This window comes from Leifsonia shinshuensis (assembly GCF_031456835.1).
GTDB classification, from domain to species: Bacteria; Actinomycetota; Actinomycetes; order Actinomycetales; family Microbacteriaceae; genus Leifsonia; species Leifsonia shinshuensis_C.
In genome coordinates this window covers 3157165-3173841 of the sequence record NZ_JAVDVK010000001.1, presented here as the reverse complement: position 1 = coordinate 3173841, position 16677 = coordinate 3157165, and the positions used below count along the sequence as shown (strand labels likewise).

Genomic DNA, 16677 nt, shown 5'->3' with positions numbered 1-16677 from the left:
GGACCCACGCTACGGAGGAGCTTCCGGGACTTCTTCCCGCCTGACCGCTATAAACTCCGGGAAACTATGCTCCCCACCGTTCAGCAGCACTCGTTCGGCTTCACGGCCCGGCACGACCAGCCCGGTCCGATGGCCGGCGCCCACCGGCACGACGACGTCGAAGTGAACACCGCGGGCGGCGACGTGGCGTACCTGCTCAACGGCGTCCAGACGCTGATCCCCGCCGGCCGCGCCGCCATCTTCTGGGCGGCGCGCCCCCACCAGCTGGTCGAACTCCGGCCGGGCACCCGCTTCACCTGGCTGACGGTGCCGCTCCCGGTCTTCCTCGGATGGGGGCTTCCCGACGGGTTCGTGTCCACACTCCTGAGCGGTGGAATGATCATCCCCGACGTCGACCCGCTCGAGCTGGGGGCCCGGTTCCCGGTGTGGGTCGAGGAGCTGGGGAGCGCGTCGGCCTTCGTCGACCGGACGGCGCGCCTGGAGGTCGAGGCGTTCGTGCGCCGGCTGTCCGTGGCGCGCGACACCCGCACCGCATCCACCCCCGTCACCACCGGCGCGACGGAGCGGGTCGCTGCAATGGCGGCCTTCATCGCGGCTCGTTTCGCGGAGCCGATCGGCGTCGGGGATGTCGCGGGCAGCGTCCACCTGCACCCCAACTACGCGATGGCACTGTTCAAGCGCGTGGCGGGGATCAGCATCGGCGGCTACCTGGCCCAGTGCCGGCTCGCCGAAGCGCAGCGCCTGCTCGTCGCGACGAGGCTTCCGGTCAGCGACATCGCCGTGGCAGCGGGCTTCGGGTCATCGAGCCAGTTCTACGAGCGCTTCCGGGCCGCGTGCGGCACGACGCCGGCGCTGTACCGACGTCAGAACAGCGGCTGGAGCGAGAGGGCCGAGGTCACGCGGACTCCCGCCAGATGACCTCGGTGTCGAGCATCGTGCCGCCCGGAGCCGAGGGCTTGCCGTCGAGCTGGTCGAGGACGCGCTGGGCCGCCATCTGCCCGAGGAGGTCGGCGGGCTGCCGCACCGTCGACAGCGGCGGCTGGCAGCGCAACGCCCAGGCGCTGTCGTCGAAGCCGACGATGCCCACATCCGCCGGCACCGACCGCCCGGCCTCGCGGAGGGCGTCCAGAGCGCCTGCGGCGATGGCGTCGGACGCCGCGAAGACGCCGTCGATGTCGGGCGCTCGTTTCAGCAGTTCGCGCATCCCCTCGAGCCCGGTCCGGTATGAGTACAACGGCGAGTCGACGACGAGTTCGGGATCGAAGCGCTCGCCCAGCGCGCTGCGGAACCCTGCCAACCGGTCCCGGCCCGAGTCGCGGTCCAGCGCTGCCGCGATCATGCCGACGCGACGTCGGCCCGTGAGCAGAAGCCGCTCGGTGATTGCGTGCGCGGCGTGCACGTTGTCGATGCCGACGTACGCGATGCCCTCGAGGTCCGGTGGATGCCCGACGAACGCTGCCGGGATGCCCATCGCCGTCACTGCCCGCCCGATGGGGTCGCCGGCCCGGGCCGAGATCACGATGACACCGTCGACGAACCCGCCGCCGAGATAGTCCGCCACGCGGTCGCTGTCCCGTTCCGAGTCGATGATCAGGGACACCAGCTGATAGTCGGCCTTCGAGAGCACCGAGTTGGTGCCGAGCAGGATCGCCCCGATGTTGGGGTCCTCGAGGAACAGCGGGTGCGGCTCGTGGACGATGAGCCCCACCGCTCGGGACCGCTTCGTCTTCAGGTTCCGGGCCGCCGTGTTGGGAACATAGCCGACCTGACGGATGGCGGACTCGACGGCCGCGCGCGCCTCCTCGGAGACGTAGGGCTCGCCGTTGATCACGCGGGAGACGGTCCCGCGCGACAACCCGGCGGCGGCGGCGACATCGTGGATCGTCGCCGCCTTCGGCCGGGTGCGTTCTGGTGGCATGGTCACACAATAGTTGCGCGAAGGCCCGCATGGTGCCGCGACTGTGCACGTTCCCAATTCTTCGCGTTCGCGCTTGACAGCGTCGCTGCGGTCGACTTAGTCTGTGCACGTTCCCAGAGCCTCACGCGGTTCCCCCTATCGAGACTCTGGGAACGTTCACAACCCAGACGACGAGGAGGTCGGCGTGACGCTCGACACGGTGCGCACCGCGCTCGCGGGGCTGACGAGGAACGCCGACGATTCGGGCAGCCGGATCGTGTTCGGCTGCGACTACAACCCCGAGCAGTGGGACCGCTCCGTGTGGGCGGAGGACATCCGCCTCATGGTGGAATCCGGCGTCTCGCTGGTCGCGATCAACGTCTTCGGCTGGGCCCAGGTCCAGCCGAACCCGGACGAGTTCGACTTCTCCGACCTCGACGCGATCATCGACATGCTCCACGAGGCGGGGATCGGCGTGAACCTCGGCACCGGGACCTCGTCCCCTCCCCCGTGGCTGACCACGCTGCACCCCGAGATCCTCCCGGTCTCGCAGGACGGCCTGCGGGCGTGGCCGGGCGGACGCCAGGCCTACTGCCCGAGCTCCCCCGTGTTCCATGCGGCGGCCGAGCGGCTGGTAACCGCGGTCGCCACCCGGTACGGATCGCATCCCGCCGTCCGGCTCTGGCACGTCTCGAACGAACTCGGCTGCCACAACGCCCTCTGCTACTGCGACGTCTCCGCCGAGGCGTTCCGCGGCTGGCTCCAGCGGAAGTACGGGACCACCGACGCTCTCAACCGGGCCTGGGGCACCGCGTTCTGGAGCCAGCGCTACGGCGACTGGTCCGAGGTCCTCCCCCCGCGTCGCACGCTCTCGGCGGGGAACCCCGCGCAGGCGCTCGACTTCGCCCGGTTCTCCTCGGACGAGGTGCTCAACCTGTACACGATCGAGGAGCGCATCCTGCGCTCGCTGTCGGACGCCCCCGTGACCACCAACTTCATGGTGACCTCCCACATCCGCACCCAGAACTACTGGGAGTGGGCCCCCCACGTCGACCTGGTCGCCAACGACCACTACCTCGACCACCGCCTCCCCGTTCCGCACCAGGAGTTGTCGTTCGCGGCCGACGGCACGCGGGGTCTCGCGGGCGGACATCCGTGGCTGCTGATGGAGCAGTCCACCGGCGCGGTGAACTGGCAGCCGCGCAACATCGCCAAGGAGCCGGGTGAGCTGGTCCGCAACTCGCTCGCCCACGTCGCCCGCGGCGCCGACGGCATCTGCTTCTTCCAGTGGCGGGCGTCCGCCCAGGGCACCGAGAAGTTCCATTCGGCGCTGATCCCCCACGCCGGCACGGAAAGCCACAAGTGGCAGGAGGTCCTCGAGCTCTCCCGCACGCTGCACGCGATCCGGGAGGTCGTGGGCAGCGAGGTCGTCGCCGACGTCGCGATGGTCTTCAGCTGGGAGGCCTGGTGGGCGACAGACCTCGACTCGCACCCCTCCGAAGAGGTGCGCTATCTCGACCAGGTCCACCGCATGTACCGCGCTCTCTGGGAGGCGGGGATCACCGTCGACCTCGTCGCTCCCGACGCGGACCTCAGCGGCTACCGGATGGTCGTCGTCCCCTCCCTCTACCTCGTTCGCGATCACGAGGCCGCCAATCTCCGCGACTACGTGGACGCGGGCGGCACGGCGGTCATCTCGTTCTTCTCGGGCATCGTCGACGAGGACGACCGCGTACGACTCGGCGGCTACCCCGGCGCGTTCACCGAGCTGCTCGGCATCCGCACCGACGAGTTCTTCCCCCTGGCCGACGGGGCCGAGCGGAGGCTGGACAACGGCGCCACCGCGACCATCTGGACCGAGCGCATCGCCACGACCACCGCGACCGCCGTCTCCACCTACCAGGACGGCCCGCTGGAGGGGGAACCGGCTCTCACGGTCAACTCCTTCGGATCCGGTCGCGCCTGGTACCTCGGCACCGACCTCGACCACGAGCACCTCCGGGACCTGCTCCACGAGGCCGCGATCGGCGCTGGCGCGTCCCTCCCCCAGGACCACGTCGCCGGGATCGAGACGGTGCTCCGTCGCGGACCCGAGGCGGACTACCACTTCTTCATCAACCACACTCGGCTGCCGCACACGCGCATCATCAGCGGCCACGAGCTGATCACGGACCAGCCGGTCACCTCCCTGGAGGTCCCCGCCGGCGCCGTCCGGGTCGTCCGAACCGAGCGCACCGAAAGCTGAGGACACAGCGATGACAGCGACGTCACCCACCACCACGACCCCCGCCGCCCGGCAAGCCGCCCCGCGGCGCCGGGGCCGGGGACTCTGGAAGGCCCTTCTCGTCTTCGTGGCACCCTTCGGAGTCCTCTACCTGCTCTTCTACGCGGTGCCGATCGCGTACGCGATCTACCAGTCGCTGCTCACGGTGCAACGCCAGGGCACGTTCGGGCCGGCCACCCAGGTGTTCGGCGGACTGACCCAGTACGTGCAGGTGTTCCAGGACACCGCGTTCTGGACGTCCGTGGGCCGGGTGCTGCTGTTCGGCGTGGTCCAGGTCCCGGTCATGCTGCTGCTGGCCCTCGTCTTCGCCCTGCTGCTCGACTCGCCGCTGCTCCGGGGGAAGAAGTTCTTCCGGCTGGCCTACTTCGCCCCCTACGCCGTGCCCGGCGTGATCGCAGCGATCATGTGGGGGTTCCTCTACTCGCCGTCGCTCTCCCCGTTCTCGACCATCACCCAGAACGTGGACTTCCTCGGCTCCGGGCTCGTGCTGTGGTCGATCGCGAACATCGTGACGTGGGTCTACGTCGGCTACAACATGCTGATCATCTACTCGTCGCTGCTGGCGATCCCGCAGGAGATCTACGAGGCCGCGAAGCTGGACGGCGCGAACAACTGGCAGATCGCGGTGCGCGTCAAGATCCCCCTGGTGATGCCGGCGATCATCCTCACCGCGGTGTTCTCGATCATCGGCACGCTCCAGCTGCTGGCTGAACCGCAGACCCTCCGCACCTTCAGCACCGCCATCAACAGCACCTACACGCCGAACCTCACGGTGTACACGACGGCGTCCATCCCGAACTACAACCTCGCCGCGGCGATGTCCGTCGTGCTGGCCCTGTTCACGTTCGTGCTCTCGTTCGTCTTCCTGAAGCTCACCCAGAGAAGGGCCTTCGCATGACCAGCATCACGGCCGCTACCCGGCGCGTCCAGCGCGGTGACGCCCCGCCGCGAGCTGCGGGCCGCGAGAACATCGTCTCCCGCACCGGCGCCATGCTCGTCATGGCGGTGTTCACCTTCTACTTCCTCATCCCCATCTGGTGGCTGCTGGTCTCGTCCACCAAGACGCGGGGCGAGTTCACCAGCACGGCTGCACTCTGGTTCACGCCGAACGGGTTCTCGACCTTCCTCGACAACCTCGGGACGCTGTTCACGTACGACTCGGGCGTCTACGTGCACTGGCTGGTCAACAGCGTGCTGTACGCCGGTCTCGGCGCCTTCCTGGGGACGCTCGTCGCCGCGATGTGCGGCTACGCCCTGGCCAAGTACCGGTTCCGGGGCCGCGAGGCACTCTTCAACGGGGTGCTCGCCGGGGTCCTGGTGCCCGCGACCGCGCTAGCGCTTCCCCTGTTCCTCATCTTCTCGCAGGTGCAGCTGACCAACACGTTCTGGTCCGTCTTCCTGCCCAGCATCGTGAGCCCGTTCGGCGTGTACCTGGCCCGGATCTTCGCCGCCGCCAGCGTGCCCGACGAGCTGCTCGAGGCCGCCCGCCTCGACGGCTCCAGCGAGGTGCGCACATTCTTCACCGTCTCCGTGCGCCTCATGTCGCCGGCGCTGGTGACGATGTTCCTCTTCCAGTTCGTCGCGATCTGGAACAACTTCTTCCTGCCGCTGATCATGCTGCGGGATCAGACCCTGTTCCCGGTGACCCTCGGTCTCTACGCCTGGAACAGCGCGATCGGCCAGGCCCCCGAACTGCGATCACTGGTGATCGTCGGTGCCTTCGTGTCGATCGTCCCGCTGGTGATCGCCTTCCTGAGCCTGCAGCGGTTCTGGTCCGGCGGACTCGCCGCGGGAAGTGTCAAGTGATCACACCCCTCCACACAAACAACACAAAGGACACATGATGAAAGCTCGGACAAGGATGATCGCCGCCGCCGTCGGCATCACCGCAGCTCTCGCCCTCACGGCGTGTACCGGACAGAGCTCCACCGGGTCGGGCACCGCGGCCGCCGGCGGGGACTGCAAGCCCTCCTCCGGCAAGGTCAATCTGACGTTCACCACCTGGGTGCCCGGGATGGACAAGGTCGTCGACCTCTGGAACAGCAAGAACCCGGACATCCAGGTCAAGTTCCAGACCGGACCGTCGGGGAACGCCGGGACGTACCAGAACTTCTTCAACCAGATCAAGGCGGGCAACGCGCCCGACCTCGGTCAGGTCGAGTACGACGCGCTTCCGAACTTCCGCGTGCAGGACGGCCTGACCAACATCGCCTCGTGCAAGCCCGTCGCCGACGCCAAGAACGACTTCGTCGACTGGACCTGGAACCAGGTGACGTTCGGCGAGGACAACGCCGTCTACGCGATCCCGCAGGACACCGGCCCCATCGCCATGTTCTACCGCAAGGACCTCTTCGAGCAGGCCGGCATCGCCGTGCCGACCACGTGGGACGAGTACGCGAAGGCGGCCGCTGAGATCAGGGCCAAGGGGGCGTACATCACCAACTTCCCCAAGACCGACGTCAACTGGTTCGCCGGCATGGTCTGGCAGGCCGGCGGCGAGTGGTTCAAGAACAACGGCAACGAGTGGACCGTCAACCTGACCGACGACAAGTCCAAGCAGGTCGCCGACTACTGGCAGAAGCTCATCGACGCCGGACAGGTGTCGAAGCTCGCGTCCTTCTCCGACGACTGGAACAAGTCCTTCGACGACGGACAGCAGTGGACCTGGGTCTCGGCGGTGTGGGGCGCCTCCACGCTCGAGACCGGAGCGCCGAACACGGCGGGCAAGTGGGCGGTCGCGCCGATGCCGCAGTGGTCCGCGGGTGACAAGAAGGCCGGCGACTGGGGCGGATCCTCGACGGCGGTCCTGAAGGGCTCCAAGCACCCGTACGAGGCCGCCAAGTTCGCGATGTGGCTGAACACCGACCCGGAGGCACTCGCCCTCGAGAACAAGCTCGGTGGCCTGTACCCGGCGGCGAAGGACGGGGCCAACCTCGACGCCTTCACCTCCGGCCAGCCGTTCTACGGCGGTCAGAAGATCTACGACGTGTTCAAGCAGGCCTCCAGCGAGGTCGACCCCAACTTCACGTGGGGTCCGACGATGACCCAGACCTACACGGACGTGTCCGACGGGTTCGGGGCCGCGCTGGGCGGCAACGGCACGCTGCTGGATGCGCTCAAGACCGGCCAGCAGAAGACGATCGACGCGCTGAAGGCCCAGTCGATCCCGGTCAAGGGCTGACGACCGCATCGAAGCGGAGGGCGCCGGGGTGATCCCCGGCGCCCTCTTCTTTTGCGTCCGAAGCTCAGCGTCGCCGGGCCCACCAACCGACGACCCGGAGGTCGTCGACCCCGAAACGGCCGACCGGGAGCGCGACTCGAATGCTCTCGTCGTCGAAGGGCCGTGACGGACGGAGGCCGACGGGCAGCTCCGGTGCGAACGGCGCAGGTTCGCTCACGCCTTCGTCCAGCATGCGCGCCTGCGCTTTCGCCACGAGCGGCACAACCATCGTCCATTCCGTGAGCCGGGCGAGAGCTTTGATCGTCCAGACGGGCGCAGGGAAGAAGACCGGGCGACGTTCCGCGACTCGAGCGATTCGACGGACTGCCTCGCCGAGCGTCATCTCATCCGCGCCCATGACGGCGACAGTCGACTTCGGAACTCGCCCCTCGAGAGCTGCGATCAGGACGTCGACCGCATCGTCGACGGGTAGCGGCCGGACGGTGCGCTCGCGGAATCCGACGGTCGCGAACATCGGCACGGTGCGCACGGCGCGGGCGACATGGTTCACCATGTGGTCGCCCGGCCCGTAGATCATGCCGCACTTCAGGATCGTGTGATCGATGCCGGATTCGCGCACCAACTCTTCCGCCGCCCATTTGGTGTCGTGGTAGCCGGATCCCGAATCGGGGCGTGCTCGCAGGAAGCTGACCATCACGATGCGCTTCACGCCGGCGCGTCGGGCCGCTTCGACGACCGCTCGGGTGCCCTCGACATGGACGCGCTCGAACGTCTGGTCGCCCAGTTCACGGTTGATTCCGGCGCAGTGGGCGACAGCATCGCACCCGGCGAAGGCAGCGGCCAACGCATCCACATCGGTGATCGACACTCCTGTGCGGCGCGAGACCACGACGACGTCGGCGGGGTCGAGCCTCGCGGCGAGATGGCGCCCGACGAATCCGGTGCCCCCGGTGATGGCTATGCGCACGTTCTGCTCCTTCGCTTATTAGCAACGAAGCTAAACTGTATCTAGCAATAGTGCTATATTGCAACCATGACAGACAGTGCGACCGAGATCTTCGCCGCTCTCGCGCATCCGACCCGGCGGCAGATCCTCCAAGACCTCAAGGACGGCGAACTCGCCGCCGGCGAGATCGCCGCACGGTTCAACGCGACGGGCCCGACCATCTCGCGCCATCTGAGCGTTCTGCGCCAGGCAGGGCTCGTCACCGAGCGCCGGGACGCGAACCGCATCCTGTACTCACTGGTGAGCGATCGGCTGGCGCTGTCTGTGGGCGACTTCCTCTCGACCGTCTGCCCCGAGCAGATCGTGCTGCGGGAGGTGCGCAAGCGCGGCTCGGGCCGCACCAGCGACCGCGCGGCGGAAGCGTAAGGGGCAGCCCCGCTCCTGCCCCGCTCGGTGAGCGGCGACCTGGATGTCGTACACCCCGCAAGCGCTCAGCCACCATCCTCGATCGCCCGTTCTCCTGCGGGCGGGCGACGCCTCTGCTCGCGGCGGTCCAGCTCGTCGCGGAGCGCGACAAAGAAGCGGTCGATCTCGCCGAGACGGCGGGTGTACTTGAGCGCCTCGGCGCCGGCGACCCGTCCGACCGCGTCGAACTCCACACGCGTATGGGTCTCGTCCACCGGAACGAAGCGCAGCTGCGGCGCGAAGAGCGCGTAGCCGCCCAGGATCTGCGCGAACGGGTCCCGCAGGCTGGTCCCCCGCAGCGCGTCGCGGACGAAGTCCTCCACATCCTCGACCGGCACGGGCACGACCTCGCTCGGGATGTGCCGCGGAACGAGGGCCTTCTTCCGCGAGCTGCGCAGACCCCGCCGCTTCCGTGGCTCGAGCTCACTCACATGTGAAGCGTACGGCGGTCTGCGGACTCCCGACACGGTTGCCGGCGGCGAAGGCGTGCGCCGCCTCTCATGTCGACCGGCCCACGATCTGTGACGGCGCGGCTCAGTGCAGCACCGAGCCGCCCGCCACGTCGAGGGTCGCCCCCGAGATCCATCCCGACTGATCGCTCGCGAGGAACAGGCACGCGGCGGCGACATCCTCCCGGGTGCCAAGCCGGCGGATCGGGTGCGCGTCGATCATCCGCTCCTGCATCTCCGCGGGGATCCGCTGCCGGTTCCGTTCGGTCAGGATCGTCTCGGGGGCGACGCAGTTCACGCGGACCCCGCTCGGCCCCGCCTCGGCCGCCAGCCACTGGGTGAGGAGCTCCACGCCCGCCTTGGCCGCCGCATAGGCGACCGGTGACTGCGGGGTCGGACGTCGCGCGGCGGCGGAGGAGATCGTGATGATCGAGCCGTGTCCGCGCTGCTTCATCACCGGGAGCACGGAGGCGATGGTGGCGAAGGTCGCGGTGAGGTTCGCATCCACGGCGCGCCGCCACTCCTCGATGCTCATGGCTTCGAGGGGGCCGGGGCGAACGGGATTGCCACCCGCGTTGGCGACCAGGATGTCGATGGGCCCGAGCGCCCACTCGATCGTCTCCACCATCCCCTCGAGGTCTGGCGCGGACGTGACATCGCCGAGGACGACGGACGCGCGTCCCCCGGCGGCGGTGATGCGCTCCTGTACCGCCTGCGCCGCGCGCTCGTCCCGGCCGTGTACCGCGACGGCCGCCCCGGCCTGCGCGAACGCCACCGCGATCGACTCGCCGATCCCGCGAGAGCTGCCGGTGACCCAGGCCACCCGCCCGCCCAGGCGGTTCACCGTCCGACCTCCGACGCGCTCGGCGCCGTGCCGGCACGGTCTCCGCGCCGCGGGACATCGTGACGGTCGCGGGGCAGCAGGAATCCGACGACCGACAGCCACGCGAGCCCGAGGAAGCGGCAGACCGGCAGCAGGAACGCCAGCTGCGGGATGAGGAGGGCGAAGAACGAGAGCTCGCTGAGACCGGCCAGGATGAGACCGGCCCACGCCAGCCACCGCGGGGCGAGCCCGAGGATGAGGGCCGGTACGGCGATCCCGGCGATCAGCAGCCCCAGGCCGGTGACGAACCCGACGCCGCCGAGCGCGTAGACGACGTAGTCGAGGGTGTGCAGGAGCGCGGGTGGGCGACCGGCGACCGGCTGGCCGAGCGCCCAGGCCAGGAGCCCGGAGATCGAGAGAAGGATGGATGCGGCGATCCCGCCGACGAGGGCGATCGTAGGCCCGGGAACCCGGATGCCGAGGCGCTGCATCCGTGCATAGACGGTCGCCGCGTAGATGCCCAGCGGAACGGACGCGGCGAACACGAGGAAGCCGGTGACCGAAGCGGCCGCGGAGTGCTGCACGAAGTACCCGCTGACGGCGGCCGTCGATCCGAGGGGCGACGGGAAGGGGGTTCCCGAGGCCAGCAGCGGCGGCACGAGGACGGATGCGATCGTCAGCGCGAGGCTGACGACGGCGAGCACGCCGGCGTTCGGCCCATCCGGTCGGCGCCGTCGGGAAGTCGTTGTCTCGGTCATGCTCAAATGCTTCACCATGTGAATCATTAAGTCAATGCTCTATTCTGATCCCATGACCCCGGCGAGACGCCCCGCGCGCATCGGATTCCTCCTCACCCAGCTGGGCTCGCTGGCCGCCGAGAGCTTCGCCGCGCGCGCTCGGGAGCTCGGCATCACCCCGCCGGAAGCCGGCGCGATGCGCATCCTGGGCCGCGGTGCGGACATGAACCAGCGCGAGCTCGCGGAGAAGCTCGGCGTGGCCCAGAGCCGGGTGGTCGCGCTGGTGGACTCGCTCGAAGCGGCCGGGCTGATCACTCGCGAGCGCAGCACGACCGACCGGCGCAACTTCGTGCTGCACGTCACCGACCCGGGGCGCGAACTGCTCGCCCGGCTGAGGAGCGCCGCCGAAGCGCAGGAGGAGGAGCTGACGGAAGGCCTGAGCGCGGACGATCGCGACCGCCTGTACGAACTGCTCCTCCGGCTCGGGGATGCGCGGGGGCTCGATCGGGACGTCCACCCGGACTACCGCGGGGGCTCCGCTCACACCGATCGCTGAGACGCACCCTCCGAGTCGGCTCCCCGCAGGTCGGCAGCCGCCGCCGCTCCCGCGGCTCGCACTCTCTCCAGGAAGCCGGCGATCACATCCAGCTCGTCGGCGGAGAAGTCGGCGCAGACCTCGTCGAAGCGCGAGTTCATGCCCGCGTAGAGCGCGAAGACTTCGGCGTTCCGGTCGGGGAGCACGCGCACGACCACGGCGCGCCGATCCTGCGGATCCCGTTCGCGCGCGATCCATCCCCCGCTCTCCAAGCGGTCCAGGATGCCCGTCAACGTCGCGGGGTGGAGTTCCGCCAGCTTGGAGAGCGCTCCAGGACTCAGCGGACCGTGGATGGAGATGAGGTCCAGGCAGTCGAAGTCGGCATCCTTCACGCCGGCCCGCGCGGCGACGTGGTGATTGAGCACCGAGAGCTGGACGCGGACATCCCGGACCGCGCCGCGCAGCACGTCCGTGCGATCGGCAGGACTATTTATTACGAGATTCATATGGTATCGTCCTCATACAATCGGTTGTCTGAAGCATACCGGAAGGGCTGCCGCAATGAGGATCGTCGTATTCGGGGCGAACGGGCCGACCGGCCGCGTGCTCGTGAGCCAGTCCCTGCAGGCGGGCCACACGGTCACCGCCGTGACCCGTCGGCCGGATGCGTTTCCCCGGTTCGGCGCCGCACTGCGGGTGGTGGCCGCCGACGTCCATGACGTGGATGCCGTGAGCACGGCCGTCGCTGGACACGATGCAGTGCTCTCCAGTCTCGGGGTCCCGTACAGCCGCGGGCCCGTCACGGTCTACTCGGAGGGCGCCGCCCACATCCTCTCAGCCATGGAGCGTCACGCGGTCCGGAGGCTGGTCTGCGTGAGCGCGAGCCTGGTCGAGCCGCAGCTGGGACCCCACGGCGGGTTCCTGGTCGACAAGGTCGCCGGGCCGCTCGTCCGGTACTTCGGCCGGACGGTGTACGCCGACATGGCGCGGATGGAGGCGCTCGTCCGGGCCTCCGATGCGGAGTGGACCATCATGCGCCCGAGCGGCCTGTTCGAGACCACGCAGGTGACGGAGTACCGAACGGCGGAGGACTACCTGAACGCGTCGTTCACCTCCCGAGCGGACCTCGCCGACGCGATGCGGAAGCAGCTCGACTCCGACGAGTTCGTGCGGAAGGTCTGCGCCGTCGGCACGTTCGACGAGAAGCCCAGCCTGCTCCGACTGCTCCTGCGCGAGGGTTCGAGCCGGCGTGGCCTTCCGATGCCCGATCATTCGGCAGACGCTCTCACGCGAGCTGACGCGCCAGCGCCGCCGCCTGGTGCCGGTGCCCCACCGTCTCGTACCCGACGACGACGACCGCGGGCGACAGGGCGATCAGGATGAGGCTCACGCCGATCGGAGCGCCCGCCGCCGCCAGCCACACCGCCGCGACGAGCGCAGCGACGGTGCCCAGGAACAGTCCGAGGTGGAACGGATCCCCTTCGTGCACGAGATACGTGTACAGCAGGAACAGGACCACCGAGAACACGAGCACCGGAACCGCCGCGCTCGCCACGGCGCCGGCCACCCCGAGCTCGCCGACCCCCTCGATCTCGTACGCGACGACATGCAGCCCGGCTCCGGTCGCTGCGATCGAGGCGAAGAGCAGGATGTGGCTGTACCCCCAAGCCACCGCCCGACGGCGGTGGCGGCGGAGGATCTCCGACGACGGGATGATGAAGTACGTCCACCAGAGCCCGAACGTCAGCCCGACACCGGCCAGGGCGACCAGGGCGGCCTGGACGCTCCACCCCTGCTTCTCGACCAGCGCGGCGACCGACGTGACCGTCCCGAACAGCACCTCGCCGAGCGCGATGATGGTGAGCAGACCGTAGCGTTCGGCGATGTGGCCGGCGTTCCAGGGCGTCCCGCCGAGCCGCACCTCGGCGAGGACCGGTCCGCCCAGCTCGATCACGTACAGCAGCGGCGCGATCAGCAGCACCGTCTCGAAACTCGGCCGCGCGAGCGCCAGCAGCACCCAGCCGACCTGGGCCGTCGTCACCGACGCCGCGTAGACGAGGGCGACGCGGCGCCGGGGCGGGTCCTGCGCGGCAGCCCGGAGCCACTGGGCCACCAGCGCGATGCGCATCACGACGTAGCCCGCCACGAGCACACCGACCGCGAACCCCTCCCCCGCGTCGACCGACGCGAACAGCTCGGGCAGCCCGAGCGCCAGCACGACCACGCCGACCATCTGCACCATCGTGGTCACGCGATAGAACCAGTCGTCGGTGTCGTAGGCCGACGCGAACCAGGAGAAGTTGATCCAGGCCCAGCAGATCGCGAACATCGCGAATGAGAAGGCGCCGATCCCCGGCCACACGTGCCCCTCGGCGAGCAGGTGCGCGAGCTGGTCGCCCGCCTGACCGAACGCGATCACGAAGGTCAGGTCGAACAGGAGCTCCAGCGGTGTCGCCGAGCGGTGGGACTCGCCGGGGTCTCGCCCCGTCATGCGCAGCATCCGGTGACCGAGGTCGTCTCGCGTGCTCTCGGACATTGCGCCTCCCGGATGGACGCCCGGCCCCCGCAGCCGGGTGGCCCTATTCTGCGCCGCGGCCCCGCCGCCGGCCAACGGTTCCGACCTGACCGGCGCTCAGTACTCGATGCGCCCCGACCGGTTGTGGAACTCGCCGGTCGGCCCGTCCGGACCGATCGTGGCCAGCATCACCGTGGCATCCGTCCCCTCCCGGACGGTCTGGTGCCCGCTGTACCCGTTGAACTCTGTGGCGGTGTAGCCCGGGTCGCTGGCGTTCACGCGGAACCCGGGCAGGCTCTTCGCGTATTGCACCGTCAGCGCGATGACCGCCGCTTTGGCCGCGGCGTAGGGGATGCCCAGCACGGGGTACTCGTCGTGCCCCGGCGTGGACAGCCATCGCGGCCAGCCCACGCCCGAGGCGACGTTTACGATGACCGGCGCCGCCGAGCGGCGGAGCAGGGGCAGGCACGCCTGAGTGACGCGGATGAGGCCGACCACATTCGTGTCGAGGGTCTGCTGCATCGACTCGGCGTCCAGGTCGTCGGCCCCGCCACGCGACGGGCCGAGCACGCCCGCGTTGTTGACGAGCACGTCCAGCTCGGGCAGGGAGGCGACCGCCGCATCCACACTGCCCTGGTCGGTCACGTCGAGGGCGACGGGGATGGCGCCCAGCGATCGCGCCGCCTCCCCGCCATCGGTGTCGCGCATCCCGGCGTAGACGGTGTGCCCGGCCTCGATGAGTCGGCGGGCGGTTTCGAGGCCGAGGCCGCGGTTGGATCCTGTGATCAGTGTCGTCGTCATGCTCCGATCCTCCGCGCCCGCCGAGAGGATGCCCAGGCACCGCTCGTCGGGGGTACCGGCAGTACCAGGATGGCGCGGGCGCCCGGACGTACGATGTTCGCATGAGCGAGTTCGCGGTCGTGCTGCGGTCCTGGCGGGACCGGGTCGACCCGGTCGAAGTCGGACTGCCCGCAGGCCCCGGCAGACGCACCCCGGGCCTGCGCCGGGAAGAGCTCGCGGCGCTCGCCGGGGTGAGCGTCGACTACATCGTCCGCCTGGAGCAGGGACGCGCGACGAACCCTTCGCCTCAGCTCCTCACCGCGCTGGCCCGGGCGCTCCGCCTCTCCGGCGAGGAGCGGGACCACCTGTTCCGAGTCGCCGGGGCGGTGTCGTCGCCGGCAGGCAACGTGCCGAAGCACCTCACGCCGGGCGTGCAGCGCATCCTGGACCGGATCGGGGATGTGCCCCTCGCCGTGTTCTCGGCCGCCTGGGACTTCCTGGTCTGGAACCCCCTGTGGGCGGCTCTGCTCAAGGACCCGTCCGAGGTCACGGGCCTCGACCGCAACCTGGTGTGGCGGCACTTCACCCACGGCCACCCGGGCGTCGAGTTCGACGACGTGCACGCCGAGGAGTTCTCGTCCGACCTCGTCGCCGACCTCCGTCAGGCCCACGGCCGCTATGCCGCCGACCCCGACCTCGGCCGGCTTATCGCCCGGCTGCGGGCGGCCTCCCCCGACTTCGACCGCCGCTGGGGCGAAGCACGCGTGGCCGCGCACCGCTCCAGCCGGAAGACGATGACGGACACGATCGTGGGCGCGATCACCGTGGACTGCGACGTCCTGACCGTGCCCGACGGCGACCTGCGCATCGTCGTCTACACCGCGGCGCCCGGCACCGACGATGCAGCCAAGCTCGACCTGCTCCGGGTCACCGGGGTCGAACGGTTCGCCCCGGCGCCGACGCTGTCCTGAGCGCCGCTGTCATACGCCGAGTAGTACCGGCGGAGATCGAACATCGTCCCCTGAACGGCGGCCTTCACCGACACACCCCCGATCGCGAGACGCGCGGCTGGATTGCGGCGACACTGGCCACGTGCAGCATCTGCGAATCATCGCCCCCGCCGACCTGGTCGACCAGGTGCTCACCACCCTCGAGGACAGCGTTGCGACGACCAGCATCGTCCGCATCCCGAAGGCCGCCACCCGGCCTGCCGGCGACCTGGTGCTCTGCGATGTCGCCCGCGAAGGCTTGAGCGACCTTCTCGACCGGCTTCAGCAACTCGGTGTGCAGCACGAGGGTTCGATCTCCGTCGACGACATCGGCGTCGAGATCTCGGATGCGGCGAAGCGCGCAAGCCGAGCCGCCCCCGGCCACGCCGCCGACGCGGTGGTGTGGCAGGAGATCGAGCAGCGCACGCACGAGGAGACCAGCCTCTCCCCCACCTTCCTCACGTTCATGTCGGTCGCCACCATGATCGGCGCGATCGGCGTGGTCTTCGACGAGCCGATCCTCATCGTCGGCGCGATGGTCGTCGGCCCGGACTTCGGCCCGCTCGCCGCACTCTCGGTGGGGCTCGTGCGGTGGCGAGGCCGGATGATCGCGCAATCCGTTCTCGCTCTCGCCGTCGGGTTCGCCGTCGCCATCGCGATCACCATGCTGTTCACCTGGCTTCTCACCGCGCTGCACCTGATGTCACCGGCCGATCTGCTGCACTCCCGGCCGCTGACGGATTTCATCTGGAGACCGAACGCGCTCAGCTGGGTGGTCGGCCTCCTCGCCGGCGTCGCCGGTCTGCTCTCACTGTCGACGGCGAAGTCGGGTGCGCTCATCGGGGTGCTGATCTCGGTGACGACGATCCCGGCCGCCGCGAACGCCGCCGTCGCCCTCGCGTACGGGGCCGCCGAGCAGGCCGTCGGTGCGCTCATCCAGCTGGTCGTCAACCTCGCCGCGATCACACTCGGCGGGGTGGCGACCCTGGTCGTGCAGCGGGTGAATCAGCGGCGGCGTACCGCTCGGTCCCCGGAAGCCGGCACGGGCGGTGCGGGCCGCGGCATCCGGAGCTAGG

The 16677-nt window shown here is 69.5% G+C and carries 18 protein-coding genes; 10 read left to right on the top strand and 8 right to left on the bottom strand.

Going from position 1 to position 16677, the window contains the following annotated elements; translation table 11 throughout:
* Positions 1–66: 66 nt before the first annotated feature.
* Positions 67–918 carry a helix-turn-helix domain-containing protein gene (locus J2W45_RS15540; protein ID WP_310133624.1) on the top strand — a complete coding sequence of 284 codons (852 nt, stop codon included), beginning with the start codon at positions 67–69 and terminating at the stop codon, positions 916–918.
* On the opposite strand, the gene J2W45_RS15535 is transcribed toward J2W45_RS15540, so the two are convergent.
* A complete protein-coding gene (locus J2W45_RS15535; protein WP_310133621.1) occupies positions 896–1918 on the bottom strand; it encodes a LacI family DNA-binding transcriptional regulator in 1023 nt (340 codons plus the stop codon). The genes J2W45_RS15540 and J2W45_RS15535 overlap by 23 nt on opposite strands.
* Positions 1919–2102: 184 nt before the next feature.
* Between J2W45_RS15535 and J2W45_RS15530 the strand changes: the two genes are divergently transcribed.
* From J2W45_RS15530 to J2W45_RS15515, 4 genes are read left to right on the top strand one after another with little or no spacing between them, the layout of a single operon-like run.
* Positions 2103–4142 (top strand): beta-galactosidase, encoded by a 2040-nt coding sequence (locus tag J2W45_RS15530; RefSeq protein ID WP_310133619.1) that lies wholly within the window; start codon positions 2103–2105, stop codon positions 4140–4142.
* Between the two features lie 10 nt (positions 4143–4152).
* On the top strand, positions 4153–5079 hold the full coding sequence (locus J2W45_RS15525) for a carbohydrate ABC transporter permease (RefSeq protein ID WP_310133617.1): 927 nt from the start codon (positions 4153–4155) through the stop codon (positions 5077–5079).
* Complete coding sequence (locus J2W45_RS15520) at positions 5076–5987, top strand: carbohydrate ABC transporter permease (protein WP_310133614.1); 912 nt, start codon at positions 5076–5078, stop codon at positions 5985–5987. Before J2W45_RS15525 ends, J2W45_RS15520 begins: the two co-directional genes overlap by 4 nt.
* A 37-nt stretch (positions 5988–6024) precedes the next feature.
* Positions 6025–7362, top strand: coding sequence for an ABC transporter substrate-binding protein (locus J2W45_RS15515; RefSeq protein ID WP_310133612.1), 1338 nt, complete (start codon positions 6025–6027; stop codon positions 7360–7362).
* Positions 7363–7426: 64 nt separating this feature from the next.
* Here the strand turns inward: J2W45_RS15515 and J2W45_RS15510 are convergent, their stop codons facing one another.
* Positions 7427–8329, bottom strand: coding sequence for an NAD-dependent epimerase/dehydratase family protein (locus tag J2W45_RS15510; RefSeq protein ID WP_310133609.1), 903 nt, complete (start codon positions 8327–8329; stop codon positions 7427–7429).
* Between the two features lie 66 nt (positions 8330–8395).
* On the opposite strand from J2W45_RS15510, the gene J2W45_RS15505 reads away from it, so the two are divergent.
* Positions 8396–8734: a metalloregulator ArsR/SmtB family transcription factor gene (locus tag J2W45_RS15505; RefSeq protein ID WP_310133607.1), complete on the top strand. Its 339-nt coding sequence runs from the start codon at positions 8396–8398 to the stop codon at positions 8732–8734.
* A 65-nt stretch (positions 8735–8799) separates the two neighbouring features.
* Here the strand turns inward: J2W45_RS15505 and J2W45_RS15500 are convergent, their stop codons facing one another.
* From J2W45_RS15500 to J2W45_RS15490, 3 genes are all read right to left on the bottom strand, one after another.
* Positions 8800–9204, bottom strand: a complete 405-nt coding sequence (locus tag J2W45_RS15500) for a hypothetical protein (protein ID WP_310133605.1) — start codon at positions 9202–9204, stop codon at positions 8800–8802.
* A gap of 103 nt (positions 9205–9307) precedes the next feature.
* Positions 9308–10066 carry an SDR family NAD(P)-dependent oxidoreductase gene (locus J2W45_RS15495; RefSeq protein ID WP_310133603.1) on the bottom strand — a complete coding sequence of 253 codons (759 nt, stop codon included), beginning with the start codon at positions 10064–10066 and terminating at the stop codon, positions 9308–9310.
* Positions 10063–10803 (bottom strand): hypothetical protein, encoded by a 741-nt coding sequence (locus J2W45_RS15490; RefSeq protein ID WP_310133600.1) that lies wholly within the window; start codon positions 10801–10803, stop codon positions 10063–10065. Before J2W45_RS15490 ends, J2W45_RS15495 begins: the two co-directional genes overlap by 4 nt.
* A gap of 52 nt (positions 10804–10855) precedes the next feature.
* Here J2W45_RS15490 and J2W45_RS15485 point away from each other — a divergent pair, with 52 nt between their 5' ends.
* Entirely contained in the window at positions 10856–11338 is a 483-nt protein-coding gene (locus J2W45_RS15485; protein ID WP_310133596.1) for a MarR family winged helix-turn-helix transcriptional regulator, read from the top strand.
* Here the strand turns inward: J2W45_RS15485 and J2W45_RS15480 are convergent.
* Positions 11323–11823: a MarR family winged helix-turn-helix transcriptional regulator gene (locus J2W45_RS15480; RefSeq protein WP_310133595.1), complete on the bottom strand. Its 501-nt coding sequence runs from the start codon at positions 11821–11823 to the stop codon at positions 11323–11325. The genes J2W45_RS15485 and J2W45_RS15480 overlap by 16 nt on opposite strands.
* 55 nt (positions 11824–11878) lie before the next feature.
* On the opposite strand from J2W45_RS15480, the gene J2W45_RS15475 reads away from it, so the two are divergent.
* Positions 11879–12700: an NAD(P)-dependent oxidoreductase gene (locus J2W45_RS15475; RefSeq protein ID WP_310133593.1), complete on the top strand. Its 822-nt coding sequence runs from the start codon at positions 11879–11881 to the stop codon at positions 12698–12700.
* Here the strand turns inward: J2W45_RS15475 and J2W45_RS15470 are convergent.
* Positions 12603–13853, bottom strand: coding sequence for a low temperature requirement protein A (locus tag J2W45_RS15470; RefSeq protein ID WP_310133590.1), 1251 nt, complete (start codon positions 13851–13853; stop codon positions 12603–12605). The genes J2W45_RS15475 and J2W45_RS15470 overlap by 98 nt on opposite strands.
* A gap of 96 nt (positions 13854–13949) precedes the next feature.
* Positions 13950–14633, bottom strand: coding sequence for an SDR family NAD(P)-dependent oxidoreductase (locus tag J2W45_RS15465; protein WP_310133586.1), 684 nt, complete (start codon positions 14631–14633; stop codon positions 13950–13952).
* Between the two features lie 101 nt (positions 14634–14734).
* On the opposite strand from J2W45_RS15465, the gene J2W45_RS15460 reads away from it, so the two are divergent.
* Together J2W45_RS15460 and J2W45_RS15455 are read left to right on the top strand one after the other, a co-directional pair.
* Positions 14735–15583, top strand: a complete 849-nt coding sequence (locus J2W45_RS15460) for a helix-turn-helix transcriptional regulator (RefSeq protein WP_310133583.1) — start codon at positions 14735–14737, stop codon at positions 15581–15583.
* 121 nt (positions 15584–15704) lie between these two features.
* Complete coding sequence (locus J2W45_RS15455) at positions 15705–16676, top strand: DUF389 domain-containing protein (RefSeq protein ID WP_310133581.1); 972 nt, start codon at positions 15705–15707, stop codon at positions 16674–16676.
* Position 16677 lies beyond the last annotated feature (1 nt).

Bases quoted from the DNA above. Each gene is read 5' to 3' on its own strand.
- J2W45_RS15540 (WP_310133624.1), top strand. From the start codon at position 67: ATGCTCCCCACCGTTCAGCAGCACTCGTTCGGCTTCACGGCCCGGCAC.
- J2W45_RS15490 (WP_310133600.1), bottom strand. From the start codon at position 10,803: ATGACCGAGACAACGACTTCCCGACGGCGCCGACCGGATGGGCCGAAC.
- J2W45_RS15465 (WP_310133586.1), bottom strand. From the start codon at position 14,633: ATGACGACGACACTGATCACAGGATCCAACCGCGGCCTCGGCCTCGAA.
- J2W45_RS15535 (WP_310133621.1), bottom strand. From the start codon at position 1,918: ATGCCACCAGAACGCACCCGGCCGAAGGCGGCGACGATCCACGATGTC.
- J2W45_RS15475 (WP_310133593.1), top strand. From the start codon at position 11,879: ATGAGGATCGTCGTATTCGGGGCGAACGGGCCGACCGGCCGCGTGCTC.
- J2W45_RS15470 (WP_310133590.1), bottom strand. From the start codon at position 13,853: ATGTCCGAGAGCACGCGAGACGACCTCGGTCACCGGATGCTGCGCATG.
- J2W45_RS15505 (WP_310133607.1), top strand. From the start codon at position 8,396: ATGACAGACAGTGCGACCGAGATCTTCGCCGCTCTCGCGCATCCGACC.
- J2W45_RS15515 (WP_310133612.1), top strand. From the start codon at position 6,025: ATGAAAGCTCGGACAAGGATGATCGCCGCCGCCGTCGGCATCACCGCA.
- J2W45_RS15485 (WP_310133596.1), top strand. From the start codon at position 10,856: ATGACCCCGGCGAGACGCCCCGCGCGCATCGGATTCCTCCTCACCCAG.
- J2W45_RS15460 (WP_310133583.1), top strand. From the start codon at position 14,735: ATGAGCGAGTTCGCGGTCGTGCTGCGGTCCTGGCGGGACCGGGTCGAC.
- J2W45_RS15525 (WP_310133617.1), top strand. From the start codon at position 4,153: ATGACAGCGACGTCACCCACCACCACGACCCCCGCCGCCCGGCAAGCC.
- J2W45_RS15480 (WP_310133595.1), bottom strand. From the start codon at position 11,823: ATGAATCTCGTAATAAATAGTCCTGCCGATCGCACGGACGTGCTGCGC.
- J2W45_RS15520 (WP_310133614.1), top strand. From the start codon at position 5,076: ATGACCAGCATCACGGCCGCTACCCGGCGCGTCCAGCGCGGTGACGCC.